Source organism: Massilia sp. KIM (assembly GCF_002007115.1).
GTDB lineage: Bacteria > Pseudomonadota > Gammaproteobacteria > Burkholderiales > Burkholderiaceae_D > Telluria.
Genome location: NZ_MVAD01000001.1, coordinates 942,039 through 962,627, shown reverse-complemented (window position 1 = coordinate 962,627; position 20,589 = coordinate 942,039). Strand labels below are relative to the sequence as shown.

The following is a 20,589-nucleotide window of genomic DNA, read 5'->3' as shown; positions in this document are numbered from 1 at the left end:
CTTGCCAGGGTCGATGGCGAGGCAAGGCAGCTTGCCGGCCGAGGGAATACCCCGGCCAGCAGGAGACGACGGCCTTCAAGAATCGATGCCTACCTTTACTTGCCAGACGTTAGCGTTGAGTAGCTGGTGATCAGATTGCGGTAGTCGGGAATATGATTCGAGAACAGCGCTCCCAGACCCTCGATGTCGTTGCGCCAATCACGGTGCAATTCGCATGCGGCGCCGAACCAGGTCATGAGCTGGGCGCCAGCGCGGGACATCCGCTCCCATGCCGCATTGCGTGTCATTTCGTTGAAGGTGCCCGAAGCATCCGTGATGATGAATACTTCATATCCTTCTTCGAGGGCCGACAGCGCCGGGAACGCAACGCAAACCTCGGTCACGACACCGGCGATGATGAGTTGCTTCTTTCCGGTCGCCTTGACCGCCTGGACGAAGTCATCGTTGTCCCAGGCATTGATCTGGCCCGGTCGCGCGACATATGGGGCATCGGGAAACTGGGCTCTCAATTCCGGCACCAGGGCCCCATTCGGACCAGTTTCGAAACTGGTCGTGAGTATCGTCGGCAAATTGAAGTACTTCGCCATATCCGCCAGTGCCAGAACGTTGTTCTTGAACTTGTCGGGATCGATGTCGCGCACCAGGGAGAGTAGGCCGGCCTGGTGGTCAACCAGCAGAACGGCCGCGTTATTCTTGTCGAGACGCTTGTAGGGGGTGGTCATTGCAATTCTCCTTGCGGGTGAGTGGGCGCCGTGCTGCAGAAGCAGCGCGATGAAAACACATGGAACAAGGTAGTTAGAGCAAGCGTCATGCCAGCGTCACCCTTTGTGTACGGAGTCATGAGCTCATGGACCTTGGCGCCCTATGGCCGGCGCTCCGCCAGGGTATGTGGGTGGGGAAATGCTGGATTGCCGGGGTGTCGAGCTCGAGGACAGGGTTTCACTATTCGATGAAACATTGGACTCGATCGATTTCAATATTCACGATATGGTCAATGAGGAGGTCTCAGCGCCGTGACGCACGAGCACGGCCCGAACAGGCACGCGGGTCCAGGCCAGACCTCGTGCAGGCGCCTCGACATCGGCGCCAAGGACACCACCCGCACGATCGACCGCGAGCTGCGCATGCGCGCGCGCGTGAACAATGTCACCGACAAAAAATACTGGGCCTCGGTCGGCGGCTCTCCAGCCTTCGGCTACGCGATGGCGGCCGGTCCGCGCAGCGTTTTGCGTCGGGCTCCGTCGCGTTCTGACGTCGGCTCAGCGCGGCCGCACTTCGTCCTTGACTGCGGCCAGCGCCATCTTCTCCACCAGACCGGGCGCGAGCAGCTTCAGCAGGCGCCCGAGTTTTCCCTTGGTCGTCATCACGACCTCACGTTCGCGGCGCTCCATGCCGCCGATGATCAGGCGCGCGCACTCCTCGACCGGCATCGCGTTCTCTTCCTTCAGGCCGCTGGCGCCGGCGACCTCGCCCCTGGCGTTGTAGCCGCGGTAGCGGATCTGCGTGGCGACCACGCCCGGGTAGGCGATGGTGACGCTCACCCCCGCGCCTTTCAGCTCGGCGCGCAAGGCTTCGAAGAAGCCGGTCATCGCGAACTTGGTGGCGCTGTAGGCGGTGCGCCCGGGCACGCCGACCAGCCCGGCCAGCGAAGACACCGCCACGATGCTTCCGCGCGCCGCCTTCAGGTGCGGCAGCGCGGCCTGGGTGCACCAGACGCTGCCCCACAGGTTCACCCGCATCAGGTCTTCGTACCAGCCCAGGTCCTCGACCTGCTCGAACAGGGCGTGGGCCGAGCGGCCGGCATTGTTGACCAGGGCGTCGATGCGGCCGAAGCGCGCCACCGCCGCATCGATCAGGCGCTGGCATTCCTCGCGCACCGACACGTCGGTCGGCGCCGCCAGGGTGTGGGCGCCGAGCGCCTGGCACTGGCCGGCCACGGTGTCGAGCTGCTGGGCGTTGCGCGCGGCCAGCACCAGGGCCAGCTCCGACCCGCGCTTGGCCGCCAGCTGGAGCGCCATCTCGGCGCCGATGCCGTCGGAGGCGCCGGTAATGATCACCACGCGCCTCATTTCTGCGCCTTCACAATCTGCAGGGCGCTGGCGATCACGGTGCTCATGTCGCCCATGTTGGCGGGCACGATCAGCGAGTTGTTGGTCTTGGCCAGGTTGCCGAAGGCGTCCACGTAATGCTCGGCCACGCGCAGGTTGACGGCGTCCAGGCCGCCCGGCTCGCGGATCGCCGCGCCCACCTGGCGCAGCGCGGCGGCGCTGGCCTCGGCCAGGGCGACGATGGCCGATGCCTCGCCCTGGGCGCGGTTGATCGCGGCCTGGCGCTCGCCTTCCGAGCGGGCGATGGCGGCCTCGCGCTCGCCGCTGGCGAGGTTGATCTGCTCCTGGCGCCGGCCTTCGGAGGCGGCGATCAGGGCGCGCTTCTCGCGCTCGGCGGTGATCTGGCGCTGCATCGCGTGCAGGATCTCGGCCGGCGGGGTCAGGTCCTTGATCTCGTAGCGCAGCACCTTTACGCCCCAGTTGGCGGCCGATTCGTCGATCGCGTTGACGATGGTGGTGTTGATGTGATCGCGCTCCTCGAAGGTCTTGTCCAGCTCCATCTTGCCGATCACCGAACGCAGCGTGGTCTGAGCCAGCTGGGTGATGGCCTGGATGTAGTTCGAGGAGCCGTAGGAAGCGCGCATGGCGTCGGTCACCTGGAAGTACAGGATGCCGTCCACCTGGAGCTGGGTGTTGTCGCGCGTGATGCAGACCTGGGGCGGCACGTCGAGCGGGATCTCCTTGAGGCTGTGCTTGTAGGCGATGCGGTCGATGAAGGGCACGACGATGTTCAGGCCCGGTGCCAGGGTGGCGTGGTACTTGCCGAGGCGCTCGACCACCCAGGCGTGCTGCTGGGGCACCACGTTGATGGTCTTGAACACGAAGACCAGGGCGATCACGAAGATCACCAGCGCCACCGTTCCAAAGGAGAGTTCCATGAGTTTTCCTTATGCTGGACTTAGATTGATAGGCTCGTCTTATGCATCGGCAACGATCAGGCGGTTGCCCTGCACCTCGACGATCTGGAAGTCGCCGGGCCGGTCCGAGGCGCCGGCGCGCAGTTCCACGTCCCACAGCGCGCCCCGGTACATCACGCGGGCGCGCCGGTCCTGCCATGCGGCCACCTGGATGCGCTGGCCGATGTCGAGATGCATGAGCGGATCGTTGGCGGCCCCGCCGCGCGCCATGCGGCCGAAACGGGTGCGGCGCAGGACCAGCGTGGCGGCCACGCCGACCGCCGCCGCGGCCAGGGTCTGGAGCGGCCCGTCGAGGCCGGCCAGCGCGGCCAGGGAGCCCGCCGCCAGGCCGATGGCGATCATCAGCAGGTAGAAGGTGCCGGTGAAGAGTTCGGCGATGACGAGGATGCCGGCCCCGATCAGCCAGGCGGTCCAGTCCGACATGATGCGTCTCCTATGGTTTGAAGATGAAAAAAACCCCCGTTACCCGGTGAGGATAGCGAGGGTTTCGCGCGACTTCAGGGGTCGCGATATGAGCGGTCAGCAACGAAATCATCGATTCCAGTGTAGCACCGGCGGCTACCGCTGGGGAGATTTCGCTTGCTGCGCCGCAAGGCGCGTGCTTAGAGCTTGGCCAGCTTCTGCCAGGTCTCGATCACCGAGTCCGGATTGAGCGACATCGACTCGATGCCCTGCTCCATCAGCCAGACCGCGAAGTCCGGGTTGTCAGACGGCCCCTGGCCGCAGATGCCGATGTACTTGCCCTGCTCGCGGCAGGCCTTGATCGCCAGCGAGAGCATGGCTTTCACGGCCGGGTCGCGCTCGTCGAAGTCCTTGGCCAGCAGCTCCATGCCGGAGTCGCGGTCCAGGCCCAGGGTGAGCTGGGTCAGGTCGTTGGAGCCGATCGAGAAGCCGTCGAAGTGCTCCAGGAAGCGCTCGGCCAGGATGGCGTTGGACGGCACTTCGCACATCATGATGACGCGCAGGCCGTTCTCGCCGCGCTTCAGGCCATTCTTGGCCAGCAGCTCGATGACCTTCTCGGCCTGGCCCAGGGTGCGCACAAACGGCACCATCAGCTCGACGTTGGTCAGGCCCATGTCGTTGCGCACGCGCTTCATGGCCGCGCACTCCATCTCGAAGCTTTCCGCGAAGTCCTCGGCCAGGTAGCGCGCCGCGCCGCGGAAGCCCAGCATCGGGTTTTCCTCGTCCGGCTCGTAGCGCGAGCCGCCGATCAGCTTCTTGTACTCGTTCGACTTGAAGTCGGACAGGCGCACGATCACCGGCTTCGGCCAGAAGGCGGCGGCGATGGTCGCCACGCCTTCGGCCAGCTTGTCGACGTAGAAGGCGCGCGGCGAAGCGTGGCCGCGGGCCACCGATTCCACGGCTTTCTTGAGGTCGGCGTCGATGTTCGGGTACTCGAGGATGGCCTTGGGGTGCACGCCGATGTTGTTGTTGATGATGAACTCGAGGCGGGCCAGGCCCACGCCGCCGTTCGGCACCGACTGGAAGTCGAAGGCCAGTTGCGGGTTGCCGACGTTGAGCATGATTTTGGTCTTGAGCGGCGGCAGGTCGCCGCGCGAGACTTCGGTCACCTCGGTTTCGAGGATGCCGTCGTAGATCTTGCCCTCGTCGCCCTCGGCGCAGGAGACGGTGACGAAGGCGCCGTCCTTCAGCACCTCGGTCGCGTCGCCGCAGCCGACCACCGCCGGCACGCCCAGCTCACGCGCGATGATCGCCGCGTGGCAGGTGCGGCCGCCGCGGTTGGTGACGATGGCGGAGGCGCGCTTCATCACCGGCTCCCAGTTGGGGTCGGTCATGTCGGCCACCAGCACGTCGCCCGGCTGCACGCGTTCCATCTCGCTCGGGTCGTGGATCACGCGCACCGGACCGGCGCCGATCTTCTGGCCGATTGCGCGGCCCGAGGTCAGCACCGTGCCCGAGCCCTTCAGGGTGAAGCGCTGCTGGGAGTCGGTCGGCTTCTGCTGCGACTTCACGGTTTCCGGACGCGCCTGCAGGATGTAGAGCTGGCCGTCGCGGCCATCCTTGCCCCACTCGATGTCCATCGGACGGCCGTAGTGGTTCTCGATGATGACGGCGTACTTCGCCAGCTGCACCACTTCCTGGTCGGTGAGCGAATAGCGGTTGCGCAGCTCGATCGGCACGTCCACGGTCTTGACCGAGCGGCCGGCCTTGGCTTCGCTGGTGAACTCCATCTTGATCAGCTTGGAGCCGATGTTGCGGCGGATGACGGGCGACTTGCCCTGGGCCAGCATGGGCTTGTGGACGTAGAACTCGTCCGGGTTGACCGCGCCCTGCACCACGGTCTCGCCCAGGCCGTAGCTCGAGGTGATGAAGACCACGTCCTTGAAGCCGGATTCGGTGTCGATGGTGAACATGACGCCGGCGGCGCCCAGGTCGGAACGCACCATGCGCTGCACGCCGGCCGACAGCGCGACCTCGGCGTGGGTGAAGCCCTTGTGCACGCGGTAGGAGATCGCGCGGTCGTTGTACAGCGAGGCGAACACGTGCTTCATGGCTTCCAGCACGTTGTCGATGCCGACCACGTTCAGGAAGGTTTCCTGCTGGCCGGCGAAGGAGGCGTCCGGCAGGTCTTCGGCGGTGGCCGAGGAACGCACGGCGAAGGACACCTCGGTGCTGGAGCCGGCCACCAGGCGTTCGTAGAAGGCGCGGATTTCCTGCTCCAGGCGCGGCTGGAAGGGGGTGTCGATGATCCATTGGCGGATCTCGGCGCCGGCCGCGGCCAGGGCGCGCACGTCGTCGATGTCCAGGCTCTCGAGACGGGTGGCGATGCGCTCGGCCAGCGAGGGGCCGCCGGCCACGCTGTGGGACAGGAAGTCGCGGAAGGCGTCGGCCGTGGTGGCGAAGCCGCCCGGCACGCGCACGCCGGCCTCGGCCAGCTGGCTGATCATCTCGCCGAGCGAGGCGTTCTTGCCGCCGACCGACTCGACGTCGGTCATGCGCAGGTTCTCGAACGCGGCCACGTAGACCTTGTCATTGCCTTGCTGGGTTGCGTTTGTTGCCGAATCGGGCTCCTTGAGTACTGCTGTTGCCAGGTTAGTCATGGTAAAGCACCTTTTTGATGATGGGAACTTGTTGGCGCGCGTGCAGGCAGAGGGCGGAGGCCAAAGGGGCTTTTCTTGTTATTCTGTCCGTCGTGCAGCACAATGCAAGACCGTTGCCGAGCATTCTAACCCGTGCGCGGGCGAGACCGACACACCGCGTAAAAGTTTGCCATTAAGAAACGCTTTATCGACATCATGACTGAAGACACCCGTCCCTCCCTGCCCCCGTCCTCGCGCACCGTGTTCTTCGTCTCGGACGGCACCGGCATCACGGCGGAAACCTTCGGCCACGCGGTCCTGAGCCAGTTCGAGATGCGTTTCCGCCAGATCCGCATTCCTTTCATCGATTCGCTCGACAAGGCCTACGAGGCGGCGCGCCGCATCGACGAAAGCTTCGCTCGCGACGGACAGCGCCCGATCGTGTTCTCGACCCTGGTCAAGAACGACCTGTCGAGCGTGATCCGGGCCGCCAACGGCATGCACATGGACCTGTTCCAGACCTTCGTCTCGCCGCTGGAGCAGGAATTGGGGGTCAAGTCGACCCACACCATCGGCCGCATCCACAATGCCGTGGACACCGAGGAATACAAGAACCGCATCGAGGCCATCAACTTCTCGCTGGCCCACGACGACGGCCAGTCGCACAAGAACCTGGCCGAGGCCGACGTGATCCTGGTGGGCGTGTCGCGCTCGGGCAAGACCCCGACCAGCCTCTACCTGGCGATGCAGTACGGGCTGAAGGCCGCCAACTATCCGCTCATCCCCGACGATTTCGAGCGCGGCAAGCTGCCTTCTTCGCTGCCTCCGTTCAAATCGAAGCTGTTCGGCCTGACCATCACGCCCGAGCGCCTGTCCCAGATCCGCAACGAGCGCCGCGCCGGCAGCAAGTATGCGTCGATCGAGAACTGCCGCTATGAGGTGAATGAGGCCGAAGCCTTGATGAAGCGCGAGGGAATCCGCTGGCTGTCCTCGACCACCAAGTCGATCGAAGAGATCGCGACCACGATCCTGCAGGAAATCAAACCGGATCGCCGCGAATACTGAGGCCTTCCCTTATTTCCTTCGATACGGCCAATATATTATTGGCCGTTTTCTTTTTACGCGCCAAGATAATCGCATCCGGATAAAACTCTCCAATTATTTCGATCCGGATCGGCGCCCTCGTTTTTATCGTCGCAATACGGAGAATATCGCCGGTTTCGCCCTTGCTCGCTCCTTAGTATGCACGCTATGATGGAGTGATGCCCCGGAGCAATTCAATTGGCTTTTCATTCATACCAAACGCTCTGGGAACCGAATGACATAACTAATCGGCGCATGGCGCCGCGAATCAGGGATTGATAGACATGGCAAATGAACTAGACGAAATGACGGGCCCGACCAATCCGGAGGGGCGCGACGTTCACGTCATTGAGAAACAGATCCCGGTTCAAATCGGCGTGGGATCGCTGATTTTCGAAATCGCCCTGTGGGCGGTCATTCCGCTGATCGGCGGCCTGGCGCTGCTGACCGGCGCCCTGCCCCAGGATCAGGCCCTGGCCATGATCCTGCTGGGCGCCCTGCCCGGCCTGGTTTTCCTGTTCATGAAGATCAATGCCCTCGCTTATCTGCGCAAACTGCAGCAAAAAATCCAGGCCGATGCCTCCCAGATCGACAATTACCTGGAGCAGCGCGTCGTCGTCCTGAGCAATGTGGTCGGCCTGGTCGCCAAGGCGATCGACCTGGACAAGGATGTCATGAAATCGGTCGCCGCCTACCGCAGCGGACGCAATCCCGATGCCGCCCGCAACCAGGCTTCGCAAGAGATCGATTCCATTTTCTCGCGCATCAACGTGGCCTTCGAGGCCTATCCGGAACTGCAGGCGCAATCGGTGATCGCCGATGCCATGCGCCAGAACAGTTATCTGCAGAAAGAAATCACCGCGGCCCGCACCCTGTATAACGACACGGTCGGCATGTGGAACCAGGATATCTTCGCCTGGCCGACCAAGCAGATCGTCGCGGCGCGCGCCGGCTATACCACGCGCATTCCCTTCACCGCCTCCGCCGAGACCAAGGCCGCCGCCCGGAGCGTGTTCTTTTGATCAGCGACGTGCATGAACCGCTGGGGCAATTCGCTTCCCAGTTCAAGTCCGCCCACGTCGAGAACACCTCGGACTTCTTCGAGGACCTGGTGCGCCGGTCCGGCGTGGACGAACAGGCCAACATCCAGACCGTGCGCGAACTGCGCGAACTCGAAAAGCTGGCCGAGGGCGCGGGGTCGACGAACAGGTGGTGGAGAATCCTGCGCGGCCTGAGCATCGCGGCCGCCCTCGTGGCGGCCCTCTACGTTCTCGCCAATTACTGGTGGCCCTGGGCCACGCTCCCGGTGCTGGTCGCCGCGCCCGCGATCTACCTGCTGAACCGCGTCATCCAGGACTCCGATGCGCAGTTGAAGCGGCTGCGCGCGGAGCGCGACGCCAAGCGCGCCGAGGCCTGGGCGCAGATGGCGCCACTGAACCGCCTGTACGATTGGGACATCGTGGCGAAGCTGATGGAAAAGACGGTGCCCCGCATCGCCTTCGACCCGTATTTCAGCAACGGCCGCATGGACGAGCTGCGCCAGGATTTCGGCTGGATCGGCCACCTGGGCGACGACCACTCCATCGTGTTCGCCCATAGCGGCGTGTTGAACGGCAACCCCTTCATTCTCGCGCGCACCCTGTCGCACTGGATGGGCACCAAGACCTATCACGGCTCGCTCCAGATCAGCTGGCAGGAGAACTACCGCAACGCCCAGGGCAAGTGGGAATCCCGCACCCGCTACGAGACCCTGAACGCCTCGATCGAGCGCCCCTTCCCCGAATACGAGAACCAGACCTTCATCGTCTACGGCAACGAAGCCGCTCCGGACCTGGTCTTCAGCCGCAAGCCGTCCTCGCTCTCGAAGCTGGACGACGGCTTGTTCGGCAAATGGCGGAAGGACCGCGCCATCAAGAAGCTCGAGGCGAAATCGCGCGAGGTCAGCGAGGGCAATTCGTTCACGGTGATGGCCAACCGCGAATTCGACGCCCTGTTCGGCGCCACGGACCGCAATCACGAGGTGCAGTTCCGGCTCCTGTTCACGCCCCTGGCCCAGCAGGAGATGCTGAAGCTGCTCAAGGACGGCGAGACCGGCTATGGCGACACCTTCGCCTTCGACAAATCGCGCATGATCAACGTGATCGAATCGGGGCACATGCGCAAGACCGACATCAGCGGCGACCCGCGGCACTTCCACGCCTACGAGCTGGCCCATGCGCGTAAGTTCTTCAACGCCTATCACAACGAGTTCTTCAAGTCCTTCTACTTCGGGATCGCGCCCCTGCTCGCGATTCCCCTGTACCAGCAGCACCGCTCGCACGCCGACATCTACAAGGACGGCGCATCGAGGAAGCCCTGCTTCTGGGAACACGAGGCGATCGCGAACTACCACGGCGAAGAGACCTTCCAGCATCCCCAGTGCGTCACCCGCAGCATCCTGAAGACCGCCACCCGGCACGAGGCCGACGGTTCGCAACGGGTGCGCGTGACGGCCAGCGGCTACGGGAGCGTGAGGCAGACCGAATACGTGTCGGTCCGGGGCGGCGACGGCCGCTCGCACCGCGTGCCGGTGCATTGGGACGAGTATTTCTGGGTCAAGAACAGCGCCGACATGCTGGTGCAGGAAACCCCACCGCCGGTCGACGCGCAGGCCGACGCATCCAGCAGCGCCAGGGCCGCCCTGCCGGCCGCGTTTGCACAGCGCGGCATCGAGGCCACGCAGGCCGTCCTGCGGCGCTCGATCGTTTCCGCCGTCCTGCCAGCCTGAAACCAGGCGCGCTTCGCGTCGGCGAAGCGCGCCGCCTGCCCCTCGGGCCTTTTCAGAAAAAGTGCCGCCAGTCTTCCAGCCAGGCCGGGAAGGCCGCGGCCTCCATCGGATTGGCGATGTGGTAGCCCTGGGCATAGGTGCAGCCCAGACCCTGCAGGAAGTCCCAGTCCTGGCGCGTCTCGACGCCCACCGCCACCGACATCCGGTCCAGGCTGTGCGCCAGGCCCAGGCAGGACCTGAGCACGGTGCCCAGCGGCCGGCGCTTGGAGGCGCCGTCGACGAAGCTGCGGTCGATCTTCAGCTCGGTGAAGGGAATGCGCGCCAGCAGTTGCAGGTTGGAGCGGCCGGTGCCGTAGTCGTCGATGGCCAGGCCGAAGCCCATCATGCGCAGCCGCACGAGGCGTTCGATGAAGTCCGGGTCGGTGTTCAACACCGCCGATTCGCTCATCTCGAAGCTCAGGTAATCCGGCATCACCTTGTGGCGGCCGATGCAGGCCGTGATCTGGCGCACGAAGGCCGGATTGGCCAGGGTCTCGGGCGCGATGTTCAGCGAGATCGAGATCGGAATGCCCTGGTCGTGGAAGGCGCGGCACTGCTGCACCGACATCTCGATCATGCTCCAGTCGAGGAAGTCGACCCGGCCATTCTCTTCCAGCGCCTCCATGAAGGAGCCCGGCCCCAGCACCCCGTGCTCGGGATGGCGCCAGCGCGCGAAGGCTTCCAGGCCTTTCACCTGGCCGGTGGCCAGCTCGATCTTGGGCTGGAAGAAGGGCTCGAACTGGCGCTTCTGCAGCCCGATGCCGATTTCCTGGAAACTGAAGCGCGGGCCGTCGACGCGGCCGGCGCTGCCCGCGAGCGGCGTGTAGTTTTCGAGCAAGGGCTTGAGCTTGACCGCCGTGACCGGCTTGGAGATCGTGCCCAGCAGCTCGACGCCATAGGCCTGGGCCAGGGTCTCCACCGAGAACAGCAGCCCGGCCGGCTGGGCGCCGGTGACGATCAGGCGCACCGGGTTGCCGGCGCTGCCGAGGGCGCGGATCAGCTCCAGCCCATCCATGCCCGGCAGCGCCAGGTCGACGATGGCGACGTTCACGGCGGGTGTAATGCCCGCCTCCAGGCTCTGCATGGCGAGCTGCCCGTCCGGCACGTCCGTGACCCGGCTGGCGCCGATCTGCCCGAGCAGCTCGACCAGGGAGCGGCGCTGGGCCGTGTCGGCTTCCGCCACCAGAAAATGCAAATGCGCGATGTCCATCGTTACTCCACTCTGCCAGACCGCAGATTACCCCGAAGCACGAGTCGGCGTCTATGCCTGAAGCTGGCGTAACTGCTCGAAAAAGCACACGGCGGCGCAGGCGGCCACGTTGAGCGACTCCACCTGGCCCGCGTGCGGCACCGCGACGCGGTGGGTGGCCAGCTCCAGGAGCTCCTGCGACACCCCCTGCCCTTCGTGGCCCAGCACCCAGGCCAGCGGCCGGCGCAGGTCGAGGGCGTACAGGCGCTCGCTGGCGTAGCCGCTGGTGGCCAGCACCGGAATCGCGGACCCGCGCACCAGCGGCGCCAGCTCGACGTTCTCGAAAATGTCGAGCACGAAGTGGGCGCCCATGGCCGCGCGCAGCACCTTGGGCGACCAGCAGAAGGCGGTCCCGGGGCTGCAATAGACCTGCTGGATGCCTGCCGCGGCCGCGCTGCGCAGGATGGAGCCGACGTTGCCCGGGTCCTGCACGCCGTCCAGCAGCACGCTCGAGACCGCGAGGCCCGCTGCCTTGGCCGGTTGCGGCGTGGCGACCACGAACAGCAGGTGCACGCCGTGCTCGACCTGGCTGACCGCGTTGAACAGGGCCTCCGGCAGGGCGGTCACCGGCGCGTGCAGCGCTTCGCAGCGCGCGACCACGGCCGCCACCTCGGCGTTCGCCAGGGCGGTGTCGGACACCACGCAGTGCAGCGGCGCGCCGCGCAGGTCCAGCCAGGTCTGGCACAGGTGCACGCCGTCGAGCAGGCTTTGCCCGGCCTTGCGCCTGGCCTGCGAGCTGGTGGCGAGCTGCTTGAGGTCCTTGTAGAAGGGATTGTCGCGCGAGGTGACGGTCTTCATGCGGCCTCGAAGAAGTCCGGCTGCAGCAGCGCGCGCACCGGGGCGAAGGAGCGGCGGTGCACCGGCGAGGGGCCGTGGGCGCGCAGCTGCTCCAGGTGCAGCGGGGTCGAATAGCCCTTGTGCTGGTCGAAGCCGTATTGCGGATAGAGCGCGTGCAGGCGCACCAGCTCGGCGTCGCGCGCGGTCTTGGCCAGGATCGAGGCGGCCGAGATGGCGTGCACCTTGTCGTCGCCCTCGACCACCGCGTGGGCGCGCACCTGCAACTGCGGGCAGCGGTTGCCGTCGATCAGGGCGATGGTCGGCAGGGTCTGCAGGGCTTCGACCGCGCGCCGCATGGCCAGCATGGTCGCCTGCAGGATGTTCAGGCTGTCGATCTCTTCGCAGGAGCAGTGGGCGATGGCCCAGGCCAGGGCCTGCTCGCGGATCTGGGGCGCGAGCTCGTCGCGGCGCGCCTCGGTCAGCTTCTTGGAGTCGCGCAGGCCCTCGATCGGGCGGCTCGGATCGAGGATGACGGCGGCCGCGAACACCGGCCCGGCCAGCGGGCCGCGTCCGGCTTCGTCCACGCCGCACACGATGTCCTCGTCGGTGAAGGGACGCAGGCGCGGCGGCAGGCCGGGATACAGGTTGACTTTCTTCTTTCTCATTTCATTGTCGCTCAATGCAGGAAGCCCGGCAGGCCACCGTGTACGCGCCGCTCAGCGCATCCCGATCACGCGCATCACCGCCTCGGCGCTCTCCTGCGCGCTGTTGCGCAGCAGGCTGTGGTGCATGTCCGTGAAACGCCGCGCCAGCCGCTCGCAGCCGGCCGGATCGTCCAGCTGGCGCCACACGGCGTCCGCCAGGGCCTCAGGCGTGGCCGCCTGCTGAAGGTATTCCGGCACCACGAATTCGCGCGCCAGGATGTTCGGCAACCCGATCCAGGGCTGGTAGCCCATGTGGCGCATGATTTCCCACGAGGCGCGCATCACCTTGTAGGCGATCACCATCGGCTTCTTGAACAGCGCCACTTCCAGGGTCGCCGTTCCCGATGCTACCAGCACCGCGTCGCCGGCCGCAATCGCGGCGTGCGACTGGCCGTCGACCAGTTGCACCGGCACGTCGCCCAACCCGGCCTTGGCCACGATCTCGGTGAAATAGGCGCGCTGGCGCTCGCCCGCCATCGGCGCGACGAAGACCAGGCCCGGGTCGCGCCGGGCCAGCAGCTGGGCGGCGCGGACGAAAGGCTCGACCAGGTACTTGAGCTCGCCCATGCGGCTGCCCGGCATGATGGTGACCACCCGCGCGTCTTCCGCGATGCCGAGCTGGCGGCGCGCGGCGGCCACGTCGGGCGCGAGCGGGATCATCTCGGCCAGCGGATGGCCGATATAGGTCGCCGGCACGCCGGCCTGGCGGTAGATCGCTTCCTCGAAGGGGAAGATCAGGAGCATGTGCGAGACCGCGCGCTTGATCTTCTTGATCCGTCCGCCGCGCCAGGCCCAGATCTGGGGGCTGATGAAGTGGATGGTCGGGATCCCGCCAGCGCGCAGCTGTTCTTCCAGCCCGAGATTGAAGCCCGGGTAGTCGGCGCCGATGAAGGCAGCCGGCGGCTCGGCCAGCAGGCGGTCGCGCAGGCGGTTCTGGATGCCCTTCAGCTCACGGTAGCGCGGGATGATCTCGAACAGGCCGCGCACCGTCAGGGTCTCCATCGGCACCTCGGAGACCAGGCCCTGCTCGATCATGCGCGGGCCGCCGATGCCCTGGAAGCGGCAGTTCGGCAGATGCGGTCGCAGGCCCTGCAGCAGGCGCGCCGCCAGCATGTCGCCGGAGGCTTCGCCGGCCACCAGGGCGAGCGAGCAGTTAGCGGACGATGCCACGGCTGGCGATGCCGAGGAAGTCGCGCATGGCGCGGATGTCCTTGGCGGCGGCCGGCAGGCGCGCTTCTTCTTCCTGCAGCGCGGCCTTGGCTTCTTCCAGGGTCAGGTTGGAACGGTAGATCAGCTTGTAGGCGCTGCGGATGCCGTCGATCTGCTCGCGGCTGAAGCCGCGGCGCTTGAGGCCTTCGATGTTGACGCCGCGCGCGCCGGCCGGATTGCCCGAGACCAGCACGAAGGGCGGCACGTCCTGGGTCAGGCTGGTGTACATGCCGACGAAAGCGTGCTCGCCGATCTTGCAGAACTGGTGCACGCCGCAGTAGCCCGACAGGATGGCGTGGTCGCCCACCACAACGTGGCCCGCGAGCTGGGCGTTGTTCGAGAAGATGGTGTGGCTGCCCACCTGGCAGTCATGGGCAAGGTGCACGTAGGCCGAGATCCAGTTGTCGTTGCCCAGCCGGGTCACGCCCTCGTCCTGGACCGTGCCCAGGTTCATGGTCACGAACTCGCGCACGGTGTTGCCGTCGCCGATCTCGAGGCGGGTCGGCTCGCCCTTCCACTTCTTGTCCTGGGGCGCGCCGCCGATCGAGCAAAACTGGAAGAACTTGTTGTCCTTGCCGATCGTCGTGTGGCCTTCGATGACCACGTGCGGCCCCACCACCGTGCCCGCGCCGATGCGCACGTGCGGGCCGATGACCGAATACGGGCCGACCTCGACCGAGCTGTCCAGCTCGGCCTTGGGGTCGACGATCGCGCTGGGGTGAATCTTGCTCATCACTGCCCCGCAGTCTCGTTCGCGCGGATGGTGCACATCAGTTCCGCCTCGACGGCGACCTTGCCGTCGACGCTCGCCACCGCCTTGTACTTCCAGATGCCGCGCGAGGTGCGCAGGATCTCGACGTCCATCTTGAGCTGGTCGCCCGGCTCGACCGGACGCTTGAAGCGCGCGTTGTCGATGCCCACGAAGTAGACCACCGAATTCTCGTCCGGCTTGACGTTCATGGTCATGAAGGACAGGATGGCCGCGGTCTGGGCCAGCGCTTCGATCATCAGGACGCCCGGCATCACCGGCTTGTGCGGGAAGTGGCCGTTAAAGAATTCCTCGTTGACGGTCACGTTCTTGATGGCGGTGATGGTCTTGCCCAGCTCGTAGTCGACCACGCGGTCCACCAGCAGCAGCGGGTAGCGGTGCGGCAGGTATTCCTTGATCTGGTTGATGCAGAGGGTCTTGTTGTTGTCTTGGGTCGTCATTTTTGTTCTGTCAGAGCTTTGATGGTTTTTTCGAGGGTGCGGATCTTCTCGCGCATCGAGGCCAGGTTGCGCACGATGGCCGCGCTGCGTTCCCACTCGGCGTTCTTGGCCAGGGGGTAGAAACCGGTGTACTGGCCGGGCTCGAGCACCGAGCGCGAGACCATGCTGCCCGAGGAGATGTGGACGTTGTCCCCGATTTCCAGGTGGCCCAGCACCATGGCGGCCCCGCCGAAGGTGCAGTGCTTGCCGATCTTGGCGCTGCCGGCCACGCCGACGCAGCCCGCCATCGCGGTATGGGCGCCGATGTGGCAGTTGTGGCCGATCTGGATCTGGTTGTCGAGCTTGACCCCGTCCTCGATGATGGTGTCGGCCAGCGCGCCGCGGTCGATGGTGGTGTTGGCGCCGATGTCGACGTCGTCGCCGATCTGCACGCCGCCGGTCTGCGGAATCTTGATGTAGGCCCCGGCCTCGACCGCGAAGCCGAAGCCGTCGCCGCCGATCACCGCGCCCGAATGGACGATGCCGCGCTTGCCGATGCGGCAGCGCGCGTGGAAGGTGACGTTGGCGAAGAAATGGGTCTGCTCGCCCACCACCGCCTCGCGCCCGATGTAGCAGCCGGCGTCGATGACCACGTGGGCGCCAATCACGGCGCCCTCTTCCACCGTCACGTGCGGCCCGATGTGGGCAGTCGGGTCGATGGTCGCGCCCGGCGCCACCACGGCGCTCGGATGCACGCCCGGCGCCGGCGGGGTTTCCGCCAGCGACACGAAGTACTGCGCGGTGCGCGCGAAGTAGGCGTAGGGGTTGGTGGTGACGATGCGCGCGCCTGCGTAGGTGGCGGCCACGGTCGGGTCGTCCAGCGGCGACAGGATCAGGGCCGCCGCCTGGCTCTGCGCGGCCAGTGCGCGCAGCTTGCTGTTGCTGAGGAAGCTGATGTGCGAAGCGCCGGCGCTGTCCAGCGGGGCGATGGCCTGGACCTCGAGGTCCGGATCGCCTACCAGCTGGCCGCCGAAGCGCTCGACCAAATCGCCCAGTCGAATGCCCATCTCGGTCTTTCCAATCTGTGTCAAAAATTACTTCTCGGCGTCGAGCAGCTTGAGGATCTTGTCCGTGATGTCGATGCGCGGGCTCACCCAGGCCGCCTCGGCCAGCACAGCGTCCAGCTTCTCCTGCTCGGCGACGCGCTCGAGCAGTTTGTAGGCCTTCTGCGCGATCGCGGCCCTTTCCTCGTTCTTACGCTGCAGCAGGTCCTCCTGGAACTCACGCTGCAGGCGCTCGACGTCCTTCTGCATGTTGTACAGCTCGCGGCCGCGGCGCTGGCGGTCCAGGTCGTTCAGGCCGGCGGCTTCGCTGTCGAACTTGTCGCTGCTCTGCTTGAACTTGGCCACCGCCTCTTCCACCGCCTTCTGGCGCTTGGAGAACTCGGCCTGCAGCTTGGCGTCGGCGGCCTTGGCCATCCGCGACTCGGTCATCAGGCGCTCGGTGTACACGAACCCGATGCGGCCCAGCGGCGCACCTGCCTGGGCTTGGGCCTGCGCCAGCGGCGCCGCGCACAGGGCGGCCAGCACGAGGCTGCGGGGCAGCGAGGCAATCAGGGTTTTCAGCATAAGTCTCTCGCAATCCAAGGTAAGTCGCCCCGCCGGCGTCAGAATCCGGTGCCCATCTGGAACTGGAAGCGTTCCAGGCGGTCGCCCGGCAGGGAATTCAGCGGCTTAGCATAACTCAACTTGAGCGGGCCCACCGGGGAAATCCACGACAGGCCGATACCGGCCGAGTAGCGGAACTCCGACGGACGGATCTTCGCCGTCTCCTGGAACACCTGGCCGCCGTCGACGAAGGTGAACCAGCGCAGGCTGCGGTCGGTGCCGCTGCCCGGGAAGGGGAACTGCAGCTCGGCGTTGGCGATCACGCGCTTGGAGCCGCCGATCGCGTCGTAGTAGGTCGGGTCGACCACGCCCAGCGAGGAGCTCTCGTAGCCGCGCACCGAACCGATGCCGCCGGCGTAGAAGTTCTTGAAGACCGGGTAGGCGCTGCCGCCGATGCCCTTGCCGTAGTCGAATTCGCCGCGCAGCGCGAGGGTCATCCAGCGGGTCAGCGGACGGTACCACTGCTGCTCGTACACCAAGCGGTAGTACTTGGCGTCGCCGATCGCGTCGATTTCGAAGTTGGCGCGCTGGAAGCGGCCGCGGGTCGGCGTCACCGCGCTGTCGCGGGTGTCGCGGCCCCAGGCGGCGGTCAGCGGGATCGCCATGGTGCTGGCCTTGCCGATGCCGTTGGCCGGGCCGCCGTTCTGCGCCACGAACAGCTGGTACAGCGAAGGCGAGGTGGCGTCGGTCTCGATCTGGGTGCGCTCCAGGCCGGCGCCGAAGTACACGGTGTCCGACTCCGAGAACGGCACGCCGAAGGTCATGTTGCCGCCGGTCTGGCGCACCGTGTACGAACCGATGTTCAGCGCTGGCGGGCGCGAGGTGCGGAAGTACAGGCTGAAGGCGCGCGAGACCCCGTCGTCCGTGAAGTAGGGATTGGTCTGCGAGAACGCGATGGTGCGGTTGTACTTGCTGGTGTTCAGTTCGATGCCGACGGTGTTGCCCGAACCCGCGAAGTTGGCCTGCGAGACCGAGGCGGTGAAGGTGAACTTCTCGGCCTGCGAGAAGGCGCCGCCGATCATGAAGTTACCGGTCGGCTTTTCCTCGACCACGATGTTGACGTCGACCTGGTCCGAGGTGCCCGGCGACTCCGGGGTCTCGACCTTGACTTCCTTGAAGTAGCCGAGGCGGTCGACGCGGTCGCGCGAGAGCTTGACGCGGTTGGCGTCGTACCAGGAGCTCTCGAACTGGCGGAATTCGCGGCGGATGACTTCGTCGCGGGTCACGGTGTTGCCCGAGATGTTCATGTGGCGCACGTAGGCGCGCTTGCCCGGGTCGACGAAGAAGGTGAAGGCCACTTCGCGCTTCTCGCGGTCGATCTCGGGGTTGGCCGTCACGTTGGCGAAGGCGTAGCCGAAGGTGCCGAGGCGGTCGGCGATCAGCTTGTTGGTGTTTTCCTGCAGGTCGCCCGAATAGGTCTTGCCCGGCTGGAGCAGGATCAGCTGCTTGAGCTCTTCCTCGCGGCCGAACATCTCGCCTTCAAGCTTCACGCTCGAGACGGTGTACTTCTCGCCTTCGGTGACGTTGATGGTGAGGTAGATGTCCTTCTTGTCCGGGGTGATCGAGACCTGGGTCGATTCGACGTTGGCCTCGAGATAGCCGTGGTTCAGGTACCAGGACTTGATGGCTTCCAGGTCGCCGGTCAGCTTCTGCTTGGAGTACTGGTCGGCCTTGGAGTACCAGGTGAACCAGCCCGAGGTCGAGAGCTGCAGGATCTCGCGCAGCTGCTTGTCCGAGAAGGCCTTGTTGCCGACGATGTTGATGCCCTTGATCTTGGCGGTCTCGCCCTCGTCCACGTTGAACATGATCGTCACGCGGTTGCGCTCGATCGGGGTCACGGTGGTGGTGATCTTGACGCCGTACAGGCCGTGCGACAGGTACTGGCGCTTGAGTTCCTGCTCGGCGCGGTCGACCGAGGCCTTGTCGAAGATCTTGGTCTCGCCCACGCCGATCTCGCGCAGGGCCTTGACCAGCATGTCCTTCTCGAATTCCTTGGTGCCGGTGAAGTCCACCGAGGCGATCGCCGGGCGCTCCTCGACCAGCACCACCAGCACGCCGTTTTCTTCCTCCAGGCGGATATCCTTGAAGAAGCCGGTGGCGTAGAGTGCCTTGATCGCCGCCGTGGCCTTGCCGTCGTCGAAGGTCTCGCCCACGCGCACCGGCAGGTAGCTGAACACGGTGCCCGCTTCGGTGCGCTGGATGCCTTCGACCCGGATGTCCTTGACGACGAACGGGTTGACGGCCAGCGCGTTCCCGGCGCACATGGCCAGCACGGCCGCGCCGATCATGCTGCGACGGATGAACGGCAGGGCAAAACGATCTGGTTGTGATTTCATTGGCTGGATCAAAGGGTCAGTCATGTGAACAACGATACATATTCCTCCGCACGCTCATGCCGGGCGCATGGCGGGCCTGCGGGGCGCGTCATGCATCCAACGAACACCGTGCGGTAACAGCATTCTTGAGTTTGCCGGTGGGTTCTTGCGGGACGAAACGCCGCTAGAACAGCCGCACCAGGTCATTGAAGACGGCGAGCGCCATCAGCATGAACAGCAGGCCGACCCCGGCGCGCTGTGCGATCTCGCCGACTCGCGCAGGAAGGGGACGCCCGGTCAAAACTTCCAGCGAATAATACAGTAAATGGCCCCCATCCAGAACTGGAATTGGTAACAAATTCATCACTCCTAAGCTAATACTAATAAAAGCAATGAACTGCAGATAGCTCTCCAGGCCGATGCGCGCGGTCTGGCCGGCATAGTCGGCGATGGTGATCGGGCCGGTCACGTTCTTCCACGAGGCTTCGCCGGTCAGCATCTTGCCGATCATCTTGAGGGTCAGCACGCTGGTCTCCCAGGTGCGCTCGGCGCCCTTGGCGACGGCCTCGAAGGGACCCGAGGTGATGGTCACCATCTCCGGCGCCTGGGCCACCATGACCTTGATCATGCCGCGCCCGTTGGGGTCGCGCTCCGGGGTCAGGCTCAGGGGCACGGTGCCGCCGGCGCGCTGGACCTCGATGGCCAGGACGCGGCCGGGCGCGGCGCGCACCGCCTCGATGAAGCCGATGCCGTCGGCCACGGTCTTGCCGTCCACGCGCAGCACCACGTCGCCCGGCTGCAGGCCGGCGCGCTGCCCTGCCCCGCCGTCCAGCACCTTGTCCACCCGCGCCTGGGGACGCCACAGGTCCAGGCCCAGCTTGCCCAGCACGTCGCCCTCGACGTCCAGCTTGGCGACCTCGGCCTGCGGGATGGTCGCGGTATAGGTGCCGCCGTGGGCGCCGCGCAGCTCCATGCGCGCTTCGCTCTTTTCGACGGCCGCGTGCAGCACCTGCCAGCGCAGGTCGGACCAGGAGGCCACCGGGTTGCCGTTGACCGCCACCACGGTGTCGCCGCCGCGCACGCCGGCCGCATAGGCCACCGAGCTCTCCGACAGCGCGCGCAGGCGGGCCGAGGGCTCGTCGACCCCGTGCATGAAGAGCGCGGCCATGAGGCCGATGGCCAGCAGGAAGTTGGCGATCGGGCCGGCGGCCACAATGGCGATGCGCTTCCACACGTTTTGACGGGTGAACTCGCGGTCGAGTTCCGCTTCGTCCTTGGGCGCGGTCTCGGGATCGCGGCTGTCGAGCATCTTGACGTAGCCGCCCAGGGGCAGCGCCGACAGCGCCCATTCGGTCTGGTCCTTGCCGAAGCGGCGCGACCAGACCACGCGGCCCATGCCGACCGAGAAGCGCAGCACCTTCACGCCGCACCAGCGCGCGACCAGGTAATGCCCCAGCTCATGGATGATGATCAGGGGACCGAGGGCCAGCAGGAAGGCCAGCACGGTGGTCAGGAAATTCATGAT

The 20,589-nt window shown here is 65.8% G+C and carries 18 protein-coding genes; 3 read left to right on the top strand and 15 right to left on the bottom strand.

The features are described from left to right. Positions 1–95: 95 nt before the first annotated feature. The 5 genes from ycaC to ppsA form a co-directional block, all read right to left on the bottom strand. Positions 96–722: an isochorismate family cysteine hydrolase YcaC gene (gene ycaC / locus B0920_RS04285; protein ID WP_078031320.1), complete on the bottom strand. Its 627-nt coding sequence runs from the start codon at positions 720–722 to the stop codon at positions 96–98. Positions 723–1,259: 537 nt separating this feature from the next. Continuing rightward, complete coding sequence (locus B0920_RS04280; protein WP_078031319.1) at positions 1,260–2,069, bottom strand: SDR family oxidoreductase; 810 nt, start codon at positions 2,067–2,069, stop codon at positions 1,260–1,262. Next, entirely contained in the window at positions 2,066–2,986 is a 921-nt protein-coding gene (locus tag B0920_RS04275; RefSeq protein ID WP_078031318.1) for an SPFH domain-containing protein, read from the bottom strand. The genes B0920_RS04280 and B0920_RS04275 overlap by 4 nt, the downstream gene beginning before the upstream one ends. Before the next feature lie 39 nt (positions 2,987–3,025). Continuing rightward, positions 3,026–3,448 carry an NfeD family protein gene (locus B0920_RS04270; RefSeq protein ID WP_078031317.1) on the bottom strand — a complete coding sequence of 141 codons (423 nt, stop codon included), beginning with the start codon at positions 3,446–3,448 and terminating at the stop codon, positions 3,026–3,028. Positions 3,449–3,627: 179 nt separating this feature from the next. After that, a complete protein-coding gene (gene ppsA, locus B0920_RS04265) occupies positions 3,628–5,982 on the bottom strand; it encodes a phosphoenolpyruvate synthase (protein WP_229455558.1) in 2,355 nt (784 codons plus the stop codon). Between the two features lie 300 nt (positions 5,983–6,282). Here ppsA and B0920_RS04260 point away from each other — a divergent pair, with 300 nt between their 5' ends. From B0920_RS04260 to B0920_RS04250, 3 genes are all read left to right on the top strand, one after another. Continuing rightward, the gene (locus tag B0920_RS04260; protein WP_078031315.1) at positions 6,283–7,131 is read left to right on the top strand and encodes a pyruvate, water dikinase regulatory protein; all 849 of its coding nucleotides are present in this window, start codon (positions 6,283–6,285) and stop codon (positions 7,129–7,131) included. Positions 7,132–7,433: 302 nt separating this feature from the next. Beyond that, positions 7,434–8,171 carry a LemA family protein gene (locus B0920_RS04255; RefSeq protein WP_078031314.1) on the top strand — a complete coding sequence of 246 codons (738 nt, stop codon included), beginning with the start codon at positions 7,434–7,436 and terminating at the stop codon, positions 8,169–8,171. Beyond that, positions 8,168–9,916, top strand: a complete 1,749-nt coding sequence (locus B0920_RS04250; protein WP_078031313.1) for an MAG1210 family protein — start codon at positions 8,168–8,170, stop codon at positions 9,914–9,916. Before B0920_RS04255 ends, B0920_RS04250 begins: the two co-directional genes overlap by 4 nt. Positions 9,917–9,968: 52 nt before the next feature. On the opposite strand, the gene B0920_RS04245 is transcribed toward B0920_RS04250, so the two are convergent. The 10 genes from B0920_RS04245 to rseP all read right to left on the bottom strand — a co-directional run bounded on the left by B0920_RS04245 (position 9,969) and on the right by rseP (position 20,586). After that, positions 9,969–11,165 (bottom strand): EAL domain-containing protein, encoded by a 1,197-nt coding sequence (locus B0920_RS04245; protein WP_078031312.1) that lies wholly within the window; start codon positions 11,163–11,165, stop codon positions 9,969–9,971. Between the two features lie 51 nt (positions 11,166–11,216). Next, a complete protein-coding gene (locus tag B0920_RS04240; protein WP_078031311.1) occupies positions 11,217–12,002 on the bottom strand; it encodes an RNA methyltransferase in 786 nt (261 codons plus the stop codon). Further along, the gene (gene rnhB, locus B0920_RS04235; protein ID WP_179119090.1) at positions 11,999–12,646 is read right to left on the bottom strand and encodes a ribonuclease HII; all 648 of its coding nucleotides are present in this window, start codon (positions 12,644–12,646) and stop codon (positions 11,999–12,001) included. Before rnhB ends, B0920_RS04240 begins: the two co-directional genes overlap by 4 nt. A gap of 51 nt (positions 12,647–12,697) precedes the next feature. Beyond that, a complete protein-coding gene (lpxB, locus tag B0920_RS04230) occupies positions 12,698–13,855 on the bottom strand; it encodes a lipid-A-disaccharide synthase (protein ID WP_078031310.1) in 1,158 nt (385 codons plus the stop codon). Then, positions 13,839–14,627 (bottom strand): acyl-ACP--UDP-N-acetylglucosamine O-acyltransferase, encoded by a 789-nt coding sequence (lpxA, locus tag B0920_RS04225; RefSeq protein ID WP_078031309.1) that lies wholly within the window; start codon positions 14,625–14,627, stop codon positions 13,839–13,841. Before lpxA ends, lpxB begins: the two co-directional genes overlap by 17 nt. After that, a complete protein-coding gene (fabZ, locus tag B0920_RS04220; protein ID WP_078031308.1) occupies positions 14,627–15,103 on the bottom strand; it encodes a 3-hydroxyacyl-ACP dehydratase FabZ in 477 nt (158 codons plus the stop codon). Before fabZ ends, lpxA begins: the two co-directional genes overlap by 1 nt. Continuing rightward, a complete protein-coding gene (gene lpxD / locus B0920_RS04215; protein WP_078031307.1) occupies positions 15,100–16,149 on the bottom strand; it encodes a UDP-3-O-(3-hydroxymyristoyl)glucosamine N-acyltransferase in 1,050 nt (349 codons plus the stop codon). The genes fabZ and lpxD overlap by 4 nt, the downstream gene beginning before the upstream one ends. Before the next feature lie 27 nt (positions 16,150–16,176). Continuing rightward, positions 16,177–16,710 (bottom strand): OmpH family outer membrane protein, encoded by a 534-nt coding sequence (locus tag B0920_RS04210; RefSeq protein WP_078031306.1) that lies wholly within the window; start codon positions 16,708–16,710, stop codon positions 16,177–16,179. Between the two features lie 38 nt (positions 16,711–16,748). Then, the gene (gene bamA, locus B0920_RS04205; RefSeq protein WP_078031305.1) at positions 16,749–19,085 is read right to left on the bottom strand and encodes an outer membrane protein assembly factor BamA; all 2,337 of its coding nucleotides are present in this window, start codon (positions 19,083–19,085) and stop codon (positions 16,749–16,751) included. Positions 19,086–19,248: 163 nt separating this feature from the next. Beyond that, positions 19,249–20,586 carry an RIP metalloprotease RseP gene (gene rseP, locus B0920_RS04200; RefSeq protein WP_078031304.1) on the bottom strand — a complete coding sequence of 446 codons (1,338 nt, stop codon included), beginning with the start codon at positions 20,584–20,586 and terminating at the stop codon, positions 19,249–19,251. Positions 20,587–20,589 lie beyond the last annotated feature (3 nt).